Here is a 19438-nt window from a genome sequence, read left to right on the forward strand (position 1 = left end):
TTGTTGGCTAAACAAAATAAAAAGGCAAGTCTTACAAAATCACATCCCAGCAGTGATATTCCTGACAACTTCATTATTAGATAAAAAAACAGCAGCCATTTAGCTACTGTCTTTTTGATTATTTGTTCAAACCTGATGGAATGAGATTTTATACGGGATTGGCAGCGATTAGCTGTGCCACTTTATTGGCTTCAGCCGTCAATCCTAATTCTTTATAAGCTAACTCCATATAAGGGAGTGCGTTCCGAGTTGCATTAGCGTCAGGGTAGTCTCGTAGCATCTGTTCTACCCGATTGACGACAGCTACGTAAGCACTGCGTTTAGTGTAATATTGCACAACTGCAAGTTCATATTTGGCTAAACGTTCTTTGAGGAAGATTAACCGCTTGGTAGCATCAGTTGAATATTGACTGTTTGGGTAATAACGTACTAGTTGGTTGAAATCACGGAATGCTGCACGGGCATGTTCAGGATCACGATTTGATCGATCAATGCTGAAAAGACCTTGTAGTAGACTGTCATCCAGAGCTTGCGAAACCAAACCACGCATATAGAGTACATAGTCGATATTAGGATGGGTTGGATTCAGGCGCATAAAACGGTCAATGGATGCGAGAGCCAGTGGGTATTCCGCTGATTTGTAATAAGCGTAGATCAGATCAAGTTGAACTTGCTGGGAATAAGGACCAAAAGGATATCGGTTATCAAGGGATTCCAATTGCTTGATAGCCGCTTTATAGTTACCTTCTTGCAGCTTTTCTTGTCCAATTGAATAAATTTGAGATGGCGGAATATCAGGAACAGCATCTTTATTGCTGGAGCATCCAGATAGAACCAAGCTCAATGTGGTCGCTGCCACCAGATATTTCATGCGAATCATCACGTGTTGATTATCCTCTGAGTGTTTTCTGGGAGACTGTCCGTGAAGCTCCCGGCAAAATATGGGGTTACAATAGCACACTATTTTAAATGAAACGGCCTTGCCGTCAAAACTCAACGTAAAATATAGAAGTTATATATGGCACAACAAATCCGACTTAATGCAATAGTCGTTGAATCTCAACTTGGTCAACGTTTAGATCAAGCTTTGGCTGAATTGTTCCCTGATTACTCCAGGTCACGTATAAAAGAGTGGATCCTGGCTAATAAAGTTCAAGTTAATGGTAAATTAATTAACAAACCAAAAGAAAAAGTCCTGGGCGGTGAAGAAATTTCCGTTGATGCTATCATTGAAGAGGATGCACGCTGGGAGCCTCAGGATATCGAATTGAATATTGTCTATGAAGATGACGATATTTTGGTCATCAATAAACCACGTGATTTGGTTGTTCACCCGGGAGCTGGCAATCCTGACGGTACCGTGTTGAATGCCTTATTATTTCATTATCCTGAAATTGCAGATGTTCCCCGTGCAGGTATTGTTCATCGTCTTGACAAAGATACGACAGGGCTAATGGTTGTGGCAAAAAACGTTCCGGCACAAACTCGTTTGGTGGAATCTTTGCAACTACGTGAAATAACCCGTGAATATGAAGCGGTTGCTCTGGGATGTATGACGGCTGGAGGAACGGTAGAAGAACCCATCTCTCGCCATCCAACAAAACGCACACACATGGCAGTACATCCTATGGGAAAACCTGCTGTTACTCATTATCGCGTTATGGAACATTTCCGGGCGCATACTCGTTTGCGTCTGCGTTTGGAGACAGGCAGAACACACCAAATTCGTGTGCACATGGCACATATAAAACATCCGTTAGTGGGTGATCCTCTGTACGGTGGGCGCCCTCGTCCTTTAAAAGGGGCTTCTGATAAATTTCGCGAAATGATGCGCAATTTTGATCGCCAGGCATTGCATGCAACCATGTTACGTCTTTACCATCCGATCACTGGAATTGAGATGGAATGGCATGCTCCATTACCGGATGATATGGTGAAGTTGATTGAAGTGATGAAAGCGGATGCCGAGGCTTTCAAAGATGAGATGGATTGGTAGGTAAATGACATCACTGATTTTTCCTGACTGGCCACAACCGGCTAATGTTGGCGCTTGCAGTACTACCCGTTTAGGCGGAGTAAGCCAGCCCCCATATGACAGTTTAAATCTGGGTAATCATGTTGGGGACGTTCCAGAATACGTGGAACGGAATAGAACGCTATTGGTTGAATATGCCCAATTACCGCAGCAACCTACATGGTTGGAGCAAGTACATGGAACACGTGTTATCACACTTGATGGTCAGCCATTGGTGAATAATCAGGCCGATGCCGTTTACACGAATATACCTGATCAGGTTTGTGCTGTGATGACAGCAGATTGTTTACCTGTTCTTTTTTGCAGTATTTCTGGTGATGAGGTTGCGGCGGCTCATGCAGGATGGCGCGGATTATGTGCCGGAGTGTTGGAAAATACCGTGTCTCGATTTAGCGCAAAACCTGACATGATCCGTGCGTGGTTGGGGCCTGCTATTGGCCCTGAAAAATTTGAAGTGGGGGGTGAGGTTAGGGAAGCTTTCATCGCAACCAATCCTGATCTGGAACAAGCTTTTACGCCTTATGGCGATAAGTTTCTGGCAAATATTGGCTTACTGGCTAAATTAAAGTTGCAGTCAGTAGGAATAACAGAAATTTTTGGTGGAGCCGTATGTACTGTCACGGAGGAAAAAAACTTTTTCTCCTATCGTCGAGATGGTAATACAGGGCGAATGGCAACTTTAATCTGGTTGCGATAACCTACTTTACAGGACGATCTTTGGCGTATAGCGGTAAGTTTCCAATTAACTTTTCAGAAGACCTTGAATATTTAAGGAATGACCTTATCTAATCTCCAGTAGCAAATTCTGACCAGTATTGGAGGTGTTATGCGTCTGGATCGTCTTACCAATAAATTCCAGCTTGCTCTCGCTGACGCCCAATCCCTCGCATTAGGGCGTGATAATCAATTCATCGAACCTATCCACTTGATGAGCGCATTAATTAATCAAGAAGGTGGTTCAGTACGCCCTTTATTGGCCTCGGCAGGAGTGAATACGGGAAGCTTCAATGATCAACTGAATCAGGCTCTGAACCGATTGCCGAAAGTAGAAGGCAATGGTGGGGATGTGCAGGTATCCAACGAACTGGGACGTTATTTAAACCTGTGTGACAAACTTGCCCAAAAATCAGGTGATAACTTCATTTCTTCTGAACTCTTTGTTCTGGCAGCGATAGAAGAACGTGGAACATTAAGTGACATGTTGAAAGCGGCGGGAGTAACCAAAGATAAAATCACTAAGGCAATAGAACAAATGCGCGGTGGGGAAAAAGTGAATGAGCAAGGTGCAGAAGATCAACGCCAAGCGTTAAAGAAATATACCATTGATCTGACTGAGCGTGCTGAACAAGGAAAATTAGATCCTGTGATTGGGCGTGATGAAGAAATTCGTCGAACTATTCAGGTATTGCAGCGCAGAACCAAAAATAACCCTGTTCTCATTGGTGAGCCAGGAGTTGGGAAGACCGCGATTGTTGAAGGTTTAGCACAGCGTATTGTCAATGGTGAAGTTCCAGAGGGGCTGAAAAACAAACGGGTTCTGTCTCTTGATATGGGTGCATTATTAGCCGGCGCTAAATACCGTGGTGAATTTGAAGAGCGTTTGAAAGGTGTTTTGAACGATCTTGCCAAGCAGGAAGGTTCAGTCATTCTATTTATTGATGAATTGCATACCATGGTAGGAGCTGGCAAAGCCGAAGGCGCAATGGATGCCGGTAACATGTTAAAACCCGCTCTGGCTCGTGGAGAACTGCATTGCGTTGGAGCAACAACACTTGATGAGTATCGTCAGTATATAGAAAAAGATGCGGCCTTAGAGCGTCGTTTCCAGAAAGTTTATGTGGCAGAACCCACGGTTGAGGATACGATTGCTATTTTACGTGGACTGAAAGAGCGATATGAATTGCACCATCACGTCCAGATAACTGATCCGGCAATCGTGGCGGCTGCAACACTATCTCATCGCTATATTTCTGATCGTATGCTACCTGATAAAGCCATTGATCTGATTGATGAAGCAGGGGCAAGCCTGCGTATGCAGATGGATTCTAAACCAGAAGCATTAGATCGTCTTGAGCGCCGCGTTATTCAATTAAAGCTTGAGCAGCAGGCACTGAAAAAAGAGTCTGATGATGCCAGTAAAAAACGTTTAGAGATGCTGAACGAAGAATTAGCAGAAAAAGAACGTGAATATTCTGAATTGGAAGAAGAGTGGAAAGCGGAGAAAGCTGAACTTAGTGGTACCCAGAATATCAAGGCTGAATTAGAAAATACCCGCATTGAATTAGAAAAAGCTCGCCGTAGCGGTGACTTGGCTAAAATGTCTGAAATTCAGTACGGAAAAATTCCAGAATTGGAACAACGTTTAGCAGCAGCAACAACAGCAGAAAATCGTCATATGAAGCTGCTGCGTAACAAAGTCACAGATGCTGAAATCGCTGAAATACTTGCACGCTGGACAGGGATCCCGGTATCCAGAATGCTGGAAAGTGAAAAAGATAAATTACTGCGTATGGAGCAAGAATTGCATAAGCGCGTAATAGGGCAGAATGAAGCTGTTGATTCTGTCTCGAATGCAATTCGTCGTAGCAGAGCGGGATTATCTGATCCCAATCGTCCGATCGGTTCTTTCATGTTCTTGGGGCCGACTGGGGTGGGTAAAACAGAATTGTGTAAGGCGTTGGCTAATTTCTTATTCGACAGTGATGATGCTATGGTGCGCATTGATATGTCGGAGTTTATGGAAAAACATGCAGTTTCAAGGTTGGTGGGAGCACCTCCCGGATATGTTGGATATGAAGAAGGTGGGTATCTGACGGAAGCAGTGCGCCGTCGTCCTTATTCTGTCATTTTGCTGGATGAAGTAGAAAAAGCTCACCCAGATGTTTTCAATATCTTGTTGCAGGTATTGGATGATGGCCGTTTGACTGATGGCCAGGGAAGAACAGTTGATTTTCGTAACACGGTTGTGATTATGACCTCCAACTTAGGCTCCGATATGATTCAAGAACGCTTTGGTACATTGGATTATATCGGTATGAAAAATATGGTGATGGAAATAGTTGGTCATCATTTCAGACCTGAGTTTATTAACCGGGTTGATGAAGTTGTTGTGTTCCACCCGTTAGGAAAAGAGCACCTGAAATCTATTACGAATATTCAATTGCAACGTTTATACCAGCGTTTGGAAGATCATGGTTATCAAGTGGAGATAACACCTCCAGCATTGGAAAAACTAAGCGAAGCTGGTTTCGATCCTGTATATGGAGCTCGTCCATTGAAACGGGCTATCCAGCAAGAGATTGAAAATCCGCTGGCTCAGCAGATTCTTTCTGGCAAATTGATCCCAGGTAAGTTAGTGACTTTAGAGTTAGAAGACAATCGCATTGTTGCAATACAATGATATTGATTACTTAGAAAGTTTTTAAGAGGTGTTTTTTGCACCTCTTTTTTTCTTTTTATAGATTGAAAAAACACCAAATTAGGGGTTTTTGGGTGACAAATAAGCGGTTGAGGCTTTTTTTCAAAATAACTATTGCCAGTATCACAAAACTCCCTATAATGCGCTTCCGTTGTCACGACAAACACACAAACCTGTCGGGATGACAACGTGAAAAGCTCTGAAAAATAAGGCTTGACACGACAAGAGGAAAGCGTAAGATACGCAGCCTCGCAACCCGGAAGAGACTTCCGGTTGCCAACGCTCTTTAACAAATTAATCAGACAATCTGTGTGGGCACTCGCAAGACACTTATCCAAGCCGAAAGGCAAAAAGATTTAAAGTCTTGAAGAGTGACTGACAGTTAATTCATTACGAACTAACAGTAGAATTCTTTGAGCATCAAACTTTTAATTGAAGAGTTTGATCATGGCTCAGATTGAACGCTGGCGGCAGGCCTAACACATGCAAGTCGAGCGGCAGCGGGGGAAAGCGTGCTTTCCTGCCGGCGAGCGGCGGACGGGTGAGTAATGTCTGGGGATCTGCCCGATGGAGGGGGATAACCACTGGAAACGGTGGCTAATACCGCATGACCTCTTGGGAGCAAAGTGGGGGACCTTCGGGCCTCACGCCATCGGATGAACCCAGATGGGATTAGCTAGTAGGTGGGGTAACGGCTCACCTAGGCGACGATCCCTAGCTGGTCTGAGAGGATGACCAGCCACACTGGGACTGAGACACGGCCCAGACTCCTACGGGAGGCAGCAGTGGGGAATATTGCACAATGGGCGCAAGCCTGATGCAGCCATGCCGCGTGTATGAAGAAGGCCTTCGGGTTGTAAAGTACTTTCAGCGGGGAGGAAGGCGCAGGGTCGAAGACACCCTGCGATTGACGTTACCCGCAGAAGAAGCACCGGCTAACTCCGTGCCAGCAGCCGCGGTAATACGGAGGGTGCAAGCGTTAATCGGAATTACTGGGCGTAAAGCGCACGCAGGCGGTCAATTAAGTTAGATGTGAAATCCCCGGGCTTAACCTGGGAATGGCATCTAAGACTGGTTGACTAGAGTCTCGTAGAGGGGGGTAGAATTCCACGTGTAGCGGTGAAATGCGTAGAGATGTGGAGGAATACCGGTGGCGAAGGCGGCCCCCTGGACGAAGACTGACGCTCAGGTGCGAAAGCGTGGGGAGCAAACAGGATTAGATACCCTGGTAGTCCACGCTGTAAACGATGTCGATTTGGAGGTTGTGGCCTTGAGCCGTGGCTTCCGGAGCTAACGCGTTAAATCGACCGCCTGGGGAGTACGGTCGCAAGATTAAAACTCAAATGAATTGACGGGGGCCCGCACAAGCGGTGGAGCATGTGGTTTAATTCGATGCAACGCGAAGAACCTTACCTACTCTTGACATCCACGGAATTCTGCAGAGATGCGGAAGTGCCTTCGGGAACCGTGAGACAGGTGCTGCATGGCTGTCGTCAGCTCGTGTTGTGAAATGTTGGGTTAAGTCCCGCAACGAGCGCAACCCTTATCCTTTGTTGCCAGCACTTCGGGTGGGAACTCAAGGGAGACTGCCGGTGATAAACCGGAGGAAGGTGGGGATGACGTCAAGTCATCATGGCCCTTACGAGTAGGGCTACACACGTGCTACAATGGCGGATACAAAGAGAAGCGACCTCGCGAGAGCAAGCGGACCTCATAAAGTCTGTCGTAGTCCGGATTGGAGTCTGCAACTCGACTCCATGAAGTCGGAATCGCTAGTAATCGCAGATCAGAATGCTGCGGTGAATACGTTCCCGGGCCTTGTACACACCGCCCGTCACACCATGGGAGTGGGTTGCAAAAGAAGTCGGTAGCTTAACCTTTAGGAGGGCGCTGACCACTTTGTGATTCATGACTGGGGTGAAGTCGTAACAAGGTAACCGTAGGGGAACCTGCGGTTGGATCACCTCCTTAACCTAAGATGGTGAAATGTGAGTGTTCACACAGATTGTCTGATGAATGAAAGCAGAGCAAGCGTCTGCGAAGAAGACTTTGAGTCCCCTTCGTCTAGAGGCCTAGGACACCGCCCTTTCACGGCGGTAACAGGGGTTCGAATCCCCTAGGGGACGCCATCTTGCTCGGGTAACGGGTGAAAGACGGTGCCGATAAAATATTGTTAAGCGGACGTGCGCGTCGGTTTAGAAATTTATGCTCTTTAACAATCTGGAACAAGCTGAAAATTTGAAACAATCGATGTTGTTGAACGATAACATTGATGAGTCTCTCAACCCCTCCAATCTGAAGACACCTTCGGGTTGTGAGGTTAAGCGACTAAGCGTACACGGTGGATGCCTAGGCAGTCAGAGGCGATGAAGGACGTGCTAATCTGCGAAAAGCGCCGGTGAGCTGATATGAAGCGCTATCAGCCGGCGATGTCCGAATGGGGAAACCCGGTGCAATCCGTTGCACCATCCTTACCTGAATCCATAGGGTAAGGAGGCGAACCGGGGGAACTGAAACATCTCAGTACCCCGAGGAAAAGAAATCAACCGAGATTCCCCCAGTAGCGGCGAGCGAACGGGGAGGAGCCCAGAACCATCATCAGTTTGTGTGTCAGTGGAAGCGTCTGGAAAGGCGCACAGTAAAGGGTGACAGTCCCGTACACGAAGAGACACAGGCTGTGAGTTCGATGAGTAGGGCGGGACACGTGGTATCCTGTCTGAATATGGGGGGACCATCCTCCAAGGCTAAATACTCCTGACTGACCGATAGTGAACCAGTACCGTGAGGGAAAGGCGAAAAGAACCCCGGCGAGGGGAGTGAAAGAGAACCTGAAACCGTGTACGTACAAGCAGTGGGAGCCCTGATTTATCAGGGTGACTGCGTACCTTTTGTATAATGGGTCAGCGACTTATATTCTGTAGCAAGGTTAACCGCATAGGGGAGCCGCAGGGAAACCGAGTCTTAACTGGGCGTTAAGTTGCAGGGTATAGACCCGAAACCCGGTGATCTAGCCATGGGCAGGTTGAAGGTTGGGTAACACTAACTGGAGGACCGAACCGACTAATGTTGAAAAATTAGCGGATGACTTGTGGCTGGGGGTGAAAGGCCAATCAAACCGGGAGATAGCTGGTTCTCCCCGAAAGCTATTTAGGTAGCGCCTCGTGAACTCATCTTCGGGGGTAGAGCACTGTTTCGGCTAGGGGGTCATCCCGACTTACCAACCCGATGCAAACTGCGAATACCGAAGAATGTTATCACGGGAGACACACGGCGGGTGCTAACGTCCGTCGTGAAGAGGGAAACAACCCAGACCGCCAGCTAAGGTCCCCAAGTCATGGTTAAGTGGGAAACGAAGTGGGAAGGCTCAGACAGCCAGGATGTTGGCTTAGAAGCAGCCATCATTTAAAGAAAGCGTAATAGCTCACTGGTCGAGTCGGCCTGCGCGGAAGATGTAACGGGGCTAAACCATGCACCGAAGCTGCGGCAGCGACATGAATATGTTGTTGGGTAGGGGAGCGTTCTGTAAGCCGTTGAAGGTGAACTGTGAGGTTTGCTGGAGGTATCAGAAGTGCGAATGCTGACATAAGTAACGATAAAGCGGGTGAAAAACCCGCTCGCCGGAAGACCAAGGGTTCCTGTCCAACGTTAATCGGGGCAGGGTGAGTCGACCCCTAAGGCGAGGCTGAAAAGCGTAGTCGATGGGCAACAGGTTAATATTCCTGTACTGGCAATAATTGCGATGGGGGGACGGAGAAGGCTAGGCAAGCCGGGCGACGGTCGTCCCGGTTTAAGTGTGTAGGCGGGATAACCAGGCAAATCCGGTTATCCGTTACGCTGAGGCACGATGACGAGGCACTACGGTGCGGAAGTTGCTGATGCCCCGCTTCCAGGAAAAGCCCCTAAGCTTCAGATTATTGTTAATCGTACCCCAAACCGACACAGGTGGTCAGGTAGAGAATACTCAGGCGCTTGAGAGAACTCGGGTGAAGGAACTAGGCAAAATGGTGCCGTAACTTCGGGAGAAGGCACGCTGGCGTTAGGTGAAGAAACTTGCTTTTGGAGCCGAGGCCAGTCGCAGATACCAGCTGGCTGCAACTGTTTAATAAAAACACAGCACTGTGCAAACACGAAAGTGGACGTATACGGTGTGACGCCTGCCCGGTGCTGGAAGGTTAATTGATGGGGTTAGCCGCAAGGCGACGCTCTTGATCGAAGCCCCAGTAAACGGCGGCCGTAACTATAACGGTCCTAAGGTAGCGAAATTCCTTGTCGGGTAAGTTCCGACCTGCACGAATGGCGTAATGATGGCCAGGCTGTCTCCACCCGAGACTCAGTGAAATTGAACTCGCTGTGAAGATGCAGTGTACCCGCGGCAAGACGGAAAGACCCCGTGAACCTTTACTATAGCTTGACACTGAACCTTGAGCCTTGATGTGTAGGATAGGTGGGAGGCTGTGAAGTGTGGACGCCAGTCTGCACGGAGCCATCCTTGAAATACCACCCTTGAATGTTTGATGTTCTAACGCAGGCCCGTTATCCGGGTTGCGGACAGTGTCTGGTGGGTAGTTTGACTGGGGCGGTCTCCTCCCAAAGCGTAACGGAGGAGCACGAAGGTTGGCTAATCCTGGTCGGACATCAGGAGGTTAGTGCAATGGCATAAGCCAGCTTGACTGCGAGAGTGACGGCTCGAGCAGGTGCGAAAGCAGGTCATAGTGATCCGGTGGTTCTGAATGGAAGGGCCATCGCTCAACGGATAAAAGGTACTCCGGGGATAACAGGCTGATACCGCCCAAGAGTTCATATCGACGGCGGTGTTTGGCACCTCGATGTCGGCTCATCACATCCTGGGGCTGAAGTAGGTCCCAAGGGTATGGCTGTTCGCCATTTAAAGTGGTACGCGAGCTGGGTTTAGAACGTCGTGAGACAGTTCGGTCCCTATCTGCCGTGGGCGTTGGAAGATTGCAAGGGGCTGCTCCTAGTACGAGAGGACCGGAGTGGACGCACCACTGGTGTTCGGGTTGTCATGCCAATGGCACTGCCCGGTAGCTAAGTGCGGAAGAGATAACCGCTGAAAGCATCTAAGCGGGAAACTTGCCTTAAGATGAGTCTTCCCTTGTCCCTTGAGGACACTGAAGGAACGTTCGAGACGAGGACGTAGATAGGCTGGGTGTGTAAGCGTTGCGAGACGTTGAGCTAACCAGTACTAATGAACCGTGCGGCTTAACCTGACAACGCCGAAGGTGTTTTGGGGTGAGAGAAAAAAGTTTCAGGGTAAGAGCAGCTTGTTCGGGATTGAAAACAGGATTTGTCTGGCGGCAATAGCGCGGTGGTCCCACCTGATCCCATGCCGAACTCAGCAGTGAAACGCCGTAGCGCCGATGGTAGTGTGGGGTCTCCCCATGTGAGAGTAGGGCACTGCCAGACATTCAATCAGTCAGAGAAGCCATCCCTTACCGGATGGCTTTTTTGCGTTTGGGTGCTATTAGAAATAGAAAATTAAAAATTACTTCACGGACTGATATAAACTATAACCTGCTATCGCCCCAGCTATATCATAAGCAATATCATGCCAACTCCAACCTGTTCCTGATGGGCGGCTATCATAAAGCTCTTTTATTGCACCAATACTAACGGATAGTGATACACCAAATTGTGCACTTTCACGATACCCCCAATGTTGACGATCACCATAAGCATTGCCCACAGCAGCTACAATTGCAGAAAATAAGAAATGTTGCGCTTTATCTTTTCCTGTCCAGTTGTCATTTGCCTGACGTATATTGGAACAAGAAGTATTCAACAGGATAGGAAAAATTATTAATATATTTCGTATCAGAGTAGTGATGTTTTTTCTCATCGCAATTCACGCCATGATTTATTTTTTAAAGCATAGCTGTTTGATAAATAAGATACAAAAATCCCCTCTGGCAATAGCGAGAGGGGATTCAAAAAAACGATAATTATTTATCTATTCTACAGTATTCTACTGATTAATCGATCCACTCGAATACGACGCAAGCGTCGTATCAGCTTGCGTACCTTAACAGGATAGAGTTGAATGCTTTCTATTTCCTGATAATTGAGGATAATTTTTGTATGAGTACGGATGCAATCCAACTCCATTGCACGTTGCTCGTTCATCTCTTGGTGGGGATCGTGAATAAGGATGGCATTTTCCAGATCCAATCCCCATGCGCGAGGATTAAGGTTATTACCCGTAATTAATTGCCATTTATTATCAACCCAGATCCCTTTTAAGTGATAAGTGTTATCTTGATCTTTCCATAACCGGATAATTAATTGCTGGCTATCGATAAACCTTTGCAGCCGACTAGTGAATCGGCGTAAGTTAATTTCATACAAATAAGGCAATGCACCAATGATCTTAAATGGTTCTTCTGGTGGGATATAAAAATCATTAGCTGTTTTGTCTCCAATGATAATCTCAACTTGTTTTCCCTGGCGGAGCAGACGAGATATTGCACGCACTAACACTGCTGGTAAATTGAAATAAGGTGTACAAATAACCAGCTTGTTTTCAGTGCAAGACATGAGATGACAAATTGTTTTGTTCAACAGATTTTTTTTGCCTAATCCCACAAAGGGAGTTACTGCCAATTCTTCATTGGATGCTTGATTTTCAATATGATATTCGGCATTTCTCAATGAAGCACGAAATTGACGGATCAAATTTTTAATTTCAAGGCTACGAGGACGATTGTGGCAGGCTAAATTTTTTACGGCTCCCGCGCTAATAATATTATCATCAATAAATTGCTTCATGACCGAGGCAAGTTTTGCATTATGTAGCAAATGATAACGATCGTAACGGTATTTCTCATGGCGGTGCAGATAGACATCATTAATGCTGGCTCCACTGTAAATAACCGTATCATCAAAGATAAAGCCTTTGAGATGCAAAACCCCCAGTGCTTCACGTGTATTCACAGGAACACCCAGAATGGAAATGTTGACATCAGGGTAGTTTTCGGCCATGGAGCAGTACCAATCTGCGTTTGTTGCCGCAGCTTCTACACCAATACGGCCACGTTGAGCACGATGCCAATCAACCAGAATTTTTATGTCTAACTCAGGGCGTTTTTGTTTAGCGGTATATAATGCAGTCAAAATATCCTGTCCTGCATCATCGTTTTCTAAATATAACGCGGCGATATAAATATGCTTTTGAGCATTTGCTATACGTTCCAATAAGGTGCTGCGAAACACTTTAGATTCATAAAGTGTCGCAATATCCGCAACTGATTGTGGTAGCTTAGGCAGTTGTGCAAGGTGTTGTTGGTGTTTTGCGTGTTTAAATTTGGACAACATCACAGTGCGTTTTTCTCTTAGTCTAGATGGAATTAATACCATCATAAGGTGTATGAATCAAAATGATCTGGCGATGATACCATTAGTTTGGTTCATTGTGAGTATGAATTAACTCTCTTGAGTTGATTGCTTTAAGACTGTGCGATCTATCACGGAGTGAGCATTTTTCATTACTCATCACGAGATGTATGTTGAATTTATTTTTTGTCAGAGTGTCAGCGTAAGATTAACAATGCCGTCTTCTAACTGTATATCAATGGCAAACCCAAGTTTTTTTGCAAGTTGGATCATATTACGGTTTTCAGGCATAGTAATGGCTGTTAATACTTGAATACCATGTTCTCTTGTATAGTTAATCAGTTTAGTCATAAGTTGATAACCTAACGTAATCCCCTTCAGATCTGATCGGACTAATATCGCAAATTCAGCTTCGATATTATCGGGATCAGCCATAGCACGAGCGACACCAATAATTTCAGGTGTTGTTGCTGGATGTCGGATCGCTACGAATGCCATTTCTCGGTCGTAATCAATTTGGGTCATGTTTGCAAGATCATCATGAGTAAATTCGTTAATTTCACTGAAATAGCGATAATAAAGATCTTCCTTTGTTACTTGACCGATAAATGCTTTCAGCAAAGGTTCATCTTCCGGCAGGATTGGTCGTAGCAAACATTCAAGGTCATCTTTGATGTAGATAGTTTCTTCCAGTTCATTAGGATAAGGCCGGATAGCCAGTCTATTGTGGGGATCGCCTGTTACTGGCATCAACTCCATTGTCACATCCAATAGAGTGAACTCATTACCTGATGCAAGCAGTGGATGGATATTCATACGAGTAATTTGAGGACAATCGATCAGAAGATTCGATACTCTGACTAACAACTGGCTGAGGGCAAGAATATCCAGCGGCAAAAGTGAACCGCCAGATTTTATTTTGCCACTCTTAATTGCCTGAATAACCAGATAACGGGCTAATGCCATATTCAGGGGAGGAAGAGCGACAGCCGCCTGTGTTTCATGCATCCAATCAATATCTCCTTCGCCTAGCATGATTAAGGGACCAAATATCTCGTCTTGCTCAATAGCAATTCTCAGCTCTTGTGTGCCAGCCCGATTAGCCATGCTTTGTACTAATAATCCATGAATCCTGGCTTGCGGGAAGTTTTGTCTGACACGTTCAATAATCGCTTGTGTTGCGGCCTTAACTTCGTCAGCATCGCGTAAATAAAGCATCACCCCCTGAACCTCTGATTTATGTGGAATATCAGGGGAGCGGAGTTTTAATGCCACGGGATAGCCAATTTTTTCTGCAATATTGACCGCATCATCACTGGTATGAGCGATCCAGGTTGGTAAAGTATTTAAACCGTAAGCATCAAGAATAGGTTGTACTTCATGGGTATCCAGCCGGACATTCCCGTTATCAAGCGCCTTCTGTATACATTCATGGGCTCGAGCTGTATTCGATGTGATGCCAATGGGTAAGGATGGTGTTTCTTTTAACTGTTTTTGGTTTCTCTGATATTCCACCATATGCATAAAGGCGGTAATGGCACCTTCTGGTGTCCGATAAGTTGGAATACCAACCTCACTGAACAGACGTCGGGCTTCCAATGAAGAGTATTCTCCGCACCAATTAGTGAAAATAGTGAGCCATTTCCCACGAGGGTGCTCTTTAATGGTTTGTATAACCCGAATCGCTGTAGTTTGGCTGTGGGATATGGCACTAGGAGAGTGGATTAACAGTAAGGCATCATAATCATGACTATCCAAAAGTAACCTGAGTGCAGCAATATATCGTTCGGTGGAGGAGTCATCACCGATATCCAATGGATTACGTAAAAGCAGCGTGTCTGGAAGTATGCCAAACAATCCATTGATCGTTTCCTCACCTAATATAGCGAGTTTGCCAGTTCTCCTGAATAGTTCATCCAGTGCCATCGCCGCTGGAGCTGCCCCATTACTGACGATTAATAAACGTTCTCCGCGCAATGGCCGCATAAAACTCAATGTTTCCACTGCGGAGAACATTTCATGTGTATCTTGTACTCGCAATAATCCGGCTCGTTGAATGGCTGCGTCATAAGCAGCATCGAAATTTTGTTGTTCTCCCAGTAATTTCTGAACTTGCCGGGTACGGCTGCTTTTCACGACCAGAATAGGTTTATTGCGTGAGGCGCTTCGGGAAGCAGAAAGAAAACGGCGTGCATCGCTGATATGTTCGAGATGCAATAAAATAGCACTGGTTTTACTGTCTCTTGCTAAAAAGTCGAGTAGGTCATCAATATCAATATCAACACTGTCACCCAAGGCAATAAAATATGAAAAACCAATATTACGATGGTTGGCCCAGTCCAGAATGGTGTTGGATATTGCTGCTGATTGTGAAATAAAGGCGAGTTTACCTTTAAGGATAGGGATTGGGGAAAAACTGGCATTCAGCCCGCTCCAGGGGGCTAAGATGCCAAGGCTATTTGGCCCCAGAATTCGAAGATGATGTTTTTGGCTGCACTGTTTTAATTCATTAAATTGTGATGGCGGGGAGGATAAAATAATGACAGTTTTGCATCCGTGTTGGGCCAGTTGCTCTAGTAAAGACAAATTGCGACTGTGGTGAGTACAGATCACAGCCAGATCAGGCGTTAATGGTAATTTATCGATAGAAGGATAGGCTAACACCCCCAGAACGGCAGATTTATGTGGTGTTACGGGGAGAATAGGTCCTGTAAACTCCCCCATTAACAAATTTCTCATCAATACTGAACTGGCTTTTTCTGGCTTTTCAGAAGCACCAATAACGGCGATAGATTTAGGGCGTAATAATGCTTCAAGTCCGCGCTGGCTCATTTCTGGGGGTTCCTTATCAGTTATCACATCAATAAACAATCACTGTTGATTAAACAAATTACCATGAATAACTTTAGCCGCCATCAGTTACTTTAGCGCGGATTGTCAAGCATTACTGTGAGTTATTCCTACAGATAATTAGATTTTCCTGCCAGATATTGTTCACGAAAGTGATTGAAATGATTCAATAATGATCGTGATGCTTTAATATCCCCAGCTAATTCTAATACCGCAGCCGCGACCTCGGCAGTACAATGTTGTTCTGTTCTGGAGGGGACCCGAAGTAAATAGTCCATTTTGGCAATATTATTAATAGACAATAGGGGAATATCATCCAAATATGGGCTTTTACGAAACATTTTTCTTGCTTCAGGCCAAGTACCATCCAATATAATGAACAGTGGTGGTTTTTGGTTAGCAGGGATCTTCTGATATACCGTACGAGGAGGTGTAGCATAACTGTCTGGAAAGATCAGATAGGGTTGTCGGGTTGGATCACGCACGACTTCGAGCAGTTGTTGATCAGGCTCGGTTCTAGACCAGAGAAAAGCGCATGTATCAGGCAGGATATCTGCAATCAACTTTCCCGTATTACTGGGTTTCATCGGCTCAGTATCGAACATGATGAGACAGAAGCGGCTTTCCGCATTTTCAGGTGAAATCATTTCACACAGACATTTTTTTTGGGGTAATAAACAATGCAGGCAACGCCGCACCCTGCACCCTCTTGCCAGAAAAGGGCGGGTAGAACGGGCAAGGCGGCGTTGGCGAAGCTGATAAACGGCGTTGTTATTTCTCATTTAAGAACTCAAACATGTTCGTGGATAAAACCAGTAAAAAAATTAGCGGATATTTTAATGGATTGTCGTTACCAGAGGTAGCTTCGGGCGCGTACATCGGGTAATCTTCGCGCCATAACGCAGTTGGAGAAATAAATGAACGATTCCTATAGTGGTAAGAACGGCAAAGTCAAAGTAATGTATGTCCGCAATAATGAGGACAATAACGATAACCGTAAAGGCGGAGATCGTCGTAAAAACAGTGACAGCCGTAAGAGTGATAACCGTCCGTTTGGTAAAGGGCGTGATCAGGGTGACCGCCGTCGTGGCAATGAACGCCCAGAACGCTCAGGCGATCGTTCTCCGTGGAGAACGGTCTCCCGTCCAGAGGGCGAATCTCTTGAGCCAGAGCATCAGGGTATTAGCGGCAAAAGCAATATTGATCCTGAACAGCTTCGTCGTCAGCGTTTGGAAGAAACCCGCATCTATGGGGAAAATGCTTGTCAGGCAATGTTCCAGAACCGTCCTGATGCGATTGTTCGGGCCTGGTTTGTTCAATCGGTCACTCCGCGTTTTCGCAATGCATTGAAATGGATGGCGGCAAATCGTAAAGCTTACCATGTAGTTGACGACGAAGAGCTATCCAAAGCATCAGGTACAGAACACCACGGTGGCGTATGTTTCCTGATTAAGAAACGCAATGGTTTGGATGTGGAAACCTATTTGCAGCAGGCACCAGCAAAAGATTGTGTATTGGCATTGGAAAATGTAGGTAACCCACATAATCTTGGCGCAATTATGCGTAGTTGTGCGCATTTTGGCGTACAGGGTGTGATTTTGCAGGATACAGCACTGTTGGAATCAGGTGCAGCAGTTCGTACAGCAGAAGGAGGCGCTGAGCACATCAAAGGCATTGATGCGGATGGATTCACGGCTACGCTAAATCAATTCCGTAACCAAGGCTATACAATTGTGACCACATCAAGTCATAAAGGTAGCACAACATTGGCACAAGCAACATTGCCAGAAAAAATGGTCTTGGTATTGGGTCAGGAAAGTGACGGATTAAGTGACAGCATTTGGGAAGATGGTGACATTCGTCTTTCTATTGGTGGAACGGGTCGGGTAGAAAGCCTGAATGTTTCTGTTGCAACAGGTATTATGCTGGCGGAATGGTGGCGCCAGAATAAGGTTTAATTTATACCTATCTCAAGTTGCCATTTAGTCAAAGAATAGTGACTCGGAAATAGATAGTTTAATATCCATTGTTAATAAGGTCCTGTCTATTTAGTCAGGATCTTATCTTATTCCCTTTATTAAGTCCGTTTTTATTATTGCATATAAAATTTGGGTCGCGTCTTCAAGCCGTTGTTGCTGCCAAAGAAATAAATTACCCGGAGTCGGGAGATGACAGGATTGTGGCTGTAGCATTTTTTTAACGGGAGTAATACTCCCGTTAAAATCAGTATATTCAATCTAATAAGCTTAATGTGCTCCCTCGTGGTCTTTACCTCCGGCAGAAAAAGGCGGTTTTGCCAGCCAGATCAATAATGTCAAGACAAGGAATATACCTGCTGAAAGCCAAAAGATTTCATTGGCAGAGATAATTAATCCTTGATGAGTGATCTGTTTGACCAGATAAGCTGATATCTGGTCATCATTCATGCCCAATTGAGCTAATTGTTGATGTATTTGCTGATAATTAGGGTTATATGGATTGATGTACTCCGTAAGGTTCGAGTGGTGCATAGATTCACGTTGTGTCCACATTGTGGTGGTGAGGGATGTCCCGATTGAACCCGACAATATACGGGTAAAATTTGACAAGCTGGAAGCTGAGGCCATTCGTTCTGGTGCTAACCCTGATAATGTAATGGTTGTCAACGGCATAAAGAAACACGCCATGGCAAGCCCTTGAACAAACTGAGGCCATGCAACAGCAGCGAAACCCATGTCAGGTTCAAAGGTATATGCTCGCCAATAGAAGCAAATCGCATAAGTAATGAAACTAAATGTCACGATATAGCGCATGTCTAGCTTATGGCCAAACTTGCCAATGACGGGTGACAATAACAGTGGCAGCAATCCTATAGGTGCAGCCGCAAAGCCAGCCCAGGTTGCGGTATAGCCGTAAACTTCTTGCAATAACTGTGGCAGTAAAACAATCGAACCGAAGTACATCATGAAGCCGAGACTAATACTCAGTGTACCAATGGAAAAATTGCGTAGTTTAAACAAGGAGAGATCGATTATCGGATGATCATCAGTCAGTTCCCATATGATCAGCAAAATAAGTGCAATAATAGCAGTAACAGTAAGGATAATAATCTCAGTAGAATTAAACCAATCAAGCTCCTTGCCTTGGTCAAGCATAATTTGCAGGCTGCCAATACCAATCACCAGCAAAAACAGCCCAGTAACGTCAATGGGGCGGATTTCTGTTTTCGTTTCCCGACCACGCAATAGCTGCATAATGATAAAAATAATTGCGATACCAAGAGGGATATTGATGTAAAAGATCCATCCCCAGTGGTAGTTATCACTGATATAGCCGCCAAGGATAGGTCCGCAAATGGGGGCAACAACGATCATTATCGACCATAGTGCCAATGCCATGTTACGTTTCGCTGGTGGATAGTTATTTAACAACAAACTTTGGCAAAGGGGGAGTACGGGACCTGCGGCTAACCCTTGCATAACGCGGAAGAAAATTAACATACCGAGGCTGTTGGAAAGACCACATAGCCAAGATGAAAGCGTAAAAATTGCAGTAGACCAGAGGAACAATTTTATTTCACCGAAACGCTTCGCTAACCAACCGGTAATAGGAATGGAAATTGCGTTTGCGACACCGAAGGAGGTAATCACCCATGTTCCTTGCGAGATTGATGCACCCAGATTACCAGCAATCGTCGGTATGGCAACGTTAGCAATAGTAGAGTCGAGAACAAGCATGAAAGTCGCCATTGACAGAGTAATGGTCAAAAGGGCGAGCTTCGCACCTGTAAGCGGTTCTCTTGTTACCAT

General features: G+C 45.6%; 10 protein-coding genes, 1 tRNA gene and 3 rRNA genes. 8 read left to right on the forward strand and 6 right to left on the reverse strand.

Annotation, left to right across the window (positions count from 1 at the left end; translation table 11 throughout):
* Nucleotides 1–148: 148 nt before the first annotated feature.
* Entirely contained in the window at nucleotides 149–880 is a 732-nt protein-coding gene (gene bamD / locus ACE1SE_RS05505; protein WP_374053598.1) for an outer membrane protein assembly factor BamD, read from the reverse strand.
* A gap of 138 nt (nucleotides 881–1018) precedes the next feature.
* Between bamD and rluD the strand changes: the two genes are divergently transcribed.
* From rluD to rrf, 7 genes are all read left to right on the forward strand, one after another.
* Nucleotides 1019–1996 carry a 23S rRNA pseudouridine(1911/1915/1917) synthase RluD gene (gene rluD, locus ACE1SE_RS05510; RefSeq protein ID WP_374052985.1) on the forward strand — a complete coding sequence of 326 codons (978 nt, stop codon included), beginning with the start codon at nucleotides 1019–1021 and terminating at the stop codon, nucleotides 1994–1996.
* A 4-nt stretch (nucleotides 1997–2000) separates the two neighbouring features.
* The gene (gene yfiH, locus ACE1SE_RS05515) at nucleotides 2001–2732 is read left to right on the forward strand and encodes a purine nucleoside phosphorylase YfiH (RefSeq protein ID WP_374052986.1); all 732 of its coding nucleotides are present in this window, start codon (nucleotides 2001–2003) and stop codon (nucleotides 2730–2732) included.
* 129 nt (nucleotides 2733–2861) lie between these two features.
* On the forward strand, nucleotides 2862–5435 hold the full coding sequence (gene clpB / locus ACE1SE_RS05520) for an ATP-dependent chaperone ClpB (RefSeq protein WP_374052987.1): 2574 nt from the start codon (nucleotides 2862–2864) through the stop codon (nucleotides 5433–5435).
* A gap of 447 nt (nucleotides 5436–5882) precedes the next feature.
* Nucleotides 5883–7424, forward strand: a 16S ribosomal RNA gene (locus tag ACE1SE_RS05525).
* A gap of 82 nt (nucleotides 7425–7506) precedes the next feature.
* Nucleotides 7507–7582, forward strand: a tRNA-Glu gene (locus tag ACE1SE_RS05530).
* A gap of 189 nt (nucleotides 7583–7771) precedes the next feature.
* A 23S ribosomal RNA gene (locus ACE1SE_RS05535) occupies nucleotides 7772–10681 on the forward strand.
* Between the two features lie 80 nt (nucleotides 10682–10761).
* A 5S ribosomal RNA gene (rrf, locus tag ACE1SE_RS05540) occupies nucleotides 10762–10877 on the forward strand.
* Together the 16S, 23S and 5S rRNA genes with 1 tRNA gene alongside form the textbook arrangement of a ribosomal RNA operon.
* A gap of 79 nt (nucleotides 10878–10956) precedes the next feature.
* Here rrf and ACE1SE_RS05545 read toward each other — a convergent pair.
* From ACE1SE_RS05545 to ACE1SE_RS05560, 4 genes are all read right to left on the reverse strand, one after another.
* Nucleotides 10957–11310: a YfiM family lipoprotein gene (locus ACE1SE_RS05545; RefSeq protein ID WP_374052988.1), complete on the reverse strand. Its 354-nt coding sequence runs from the start codon at nucleotides 11308–11310 to the stop codon at nucleotides 10957–10959.
* A 116-nt stretch (nucleotides 11311–11426) separates the two neighbouring features.
* Nucleotides 11427–12782, reverse strand: a complete 1356-nt coding sequence (gene pssA, locus ACE1SE_RS05550) for a CDP-diacylglycerol--serine O-phosphatidyltransferase (RefSeq protein ID WP_374053599.1) — start codon at nucleotides 12780–12782, stop codon at nucleotides 11427–11429.
* Between the two features lie 207 nt (nucleotides 12783–12989).
* Nucleotides 12990–15632: a bifunctional acetate--CoA ligase family protein/GNAT family N-acetyltransferase gene (locus ACE1SE_RS05555; RefSeq protein ID WP_374052989.1), complete on the reverse strand. Its 2643-nt coding sequence runs from the start codon at nucleotides 15630–15632 to the stop codon at nucleotides 12990–12992.
* Between the two features lie 128 nt (nucleotides 15633–15760).
* Nucleotides 15761–16432, reverse strand: coding sequence for a tRNA-uridine aminocarboxypropyltransferase (locus tag ACE1SE_RS05560; protein ID WP_374052990.1), 672 nt, complete (start codon nucleotides 16430–16432; stop codon nucleotides 15761–15763).
* 135 nt (nucleotides 16433–16567) lie between these two features.
* Between ACE1SE_RS05560 and ACE1SE_RS05565 the strand changes: the two genes are divergently transcribed.
* Nucleotides 16568–17608, forward strand: coding sequence for a tRNA/rRNA methyltransferase (locus tag ACE1SE_RS05565; RefSeq protein ID WP_374052991.1), 1041 nt, complete (start codon nucleotides 16568–16570; stop codon nucleotides 17606–17608).
* Between the two features lie 288 nt (nucleotides 17609–17896).
* Here ACE1SE_RS05565 and emrB read toward each other — a convergent pair whose 3' ends face one another.
* Entirely contained in the window at nucleotides 17897–19438 is a 1542-nt protein-coding gene (gene emrB, locus ACE1SE_RS05570) for a multidrug efflux MFS transporter permease subunit EmrB (protein ID WP_374052992.1), read from the reverse strand.

This window comes from Xenorhabdus taiwanensis, from assembly GCF_036512875.1.
Lineage (GTDB): Bacteria > Pseudomonadota > Gammaproteobacteria > Enterobacterales > Enterobacteriaceae > Xenorhabdus > Xenorhabdus taiwanensis.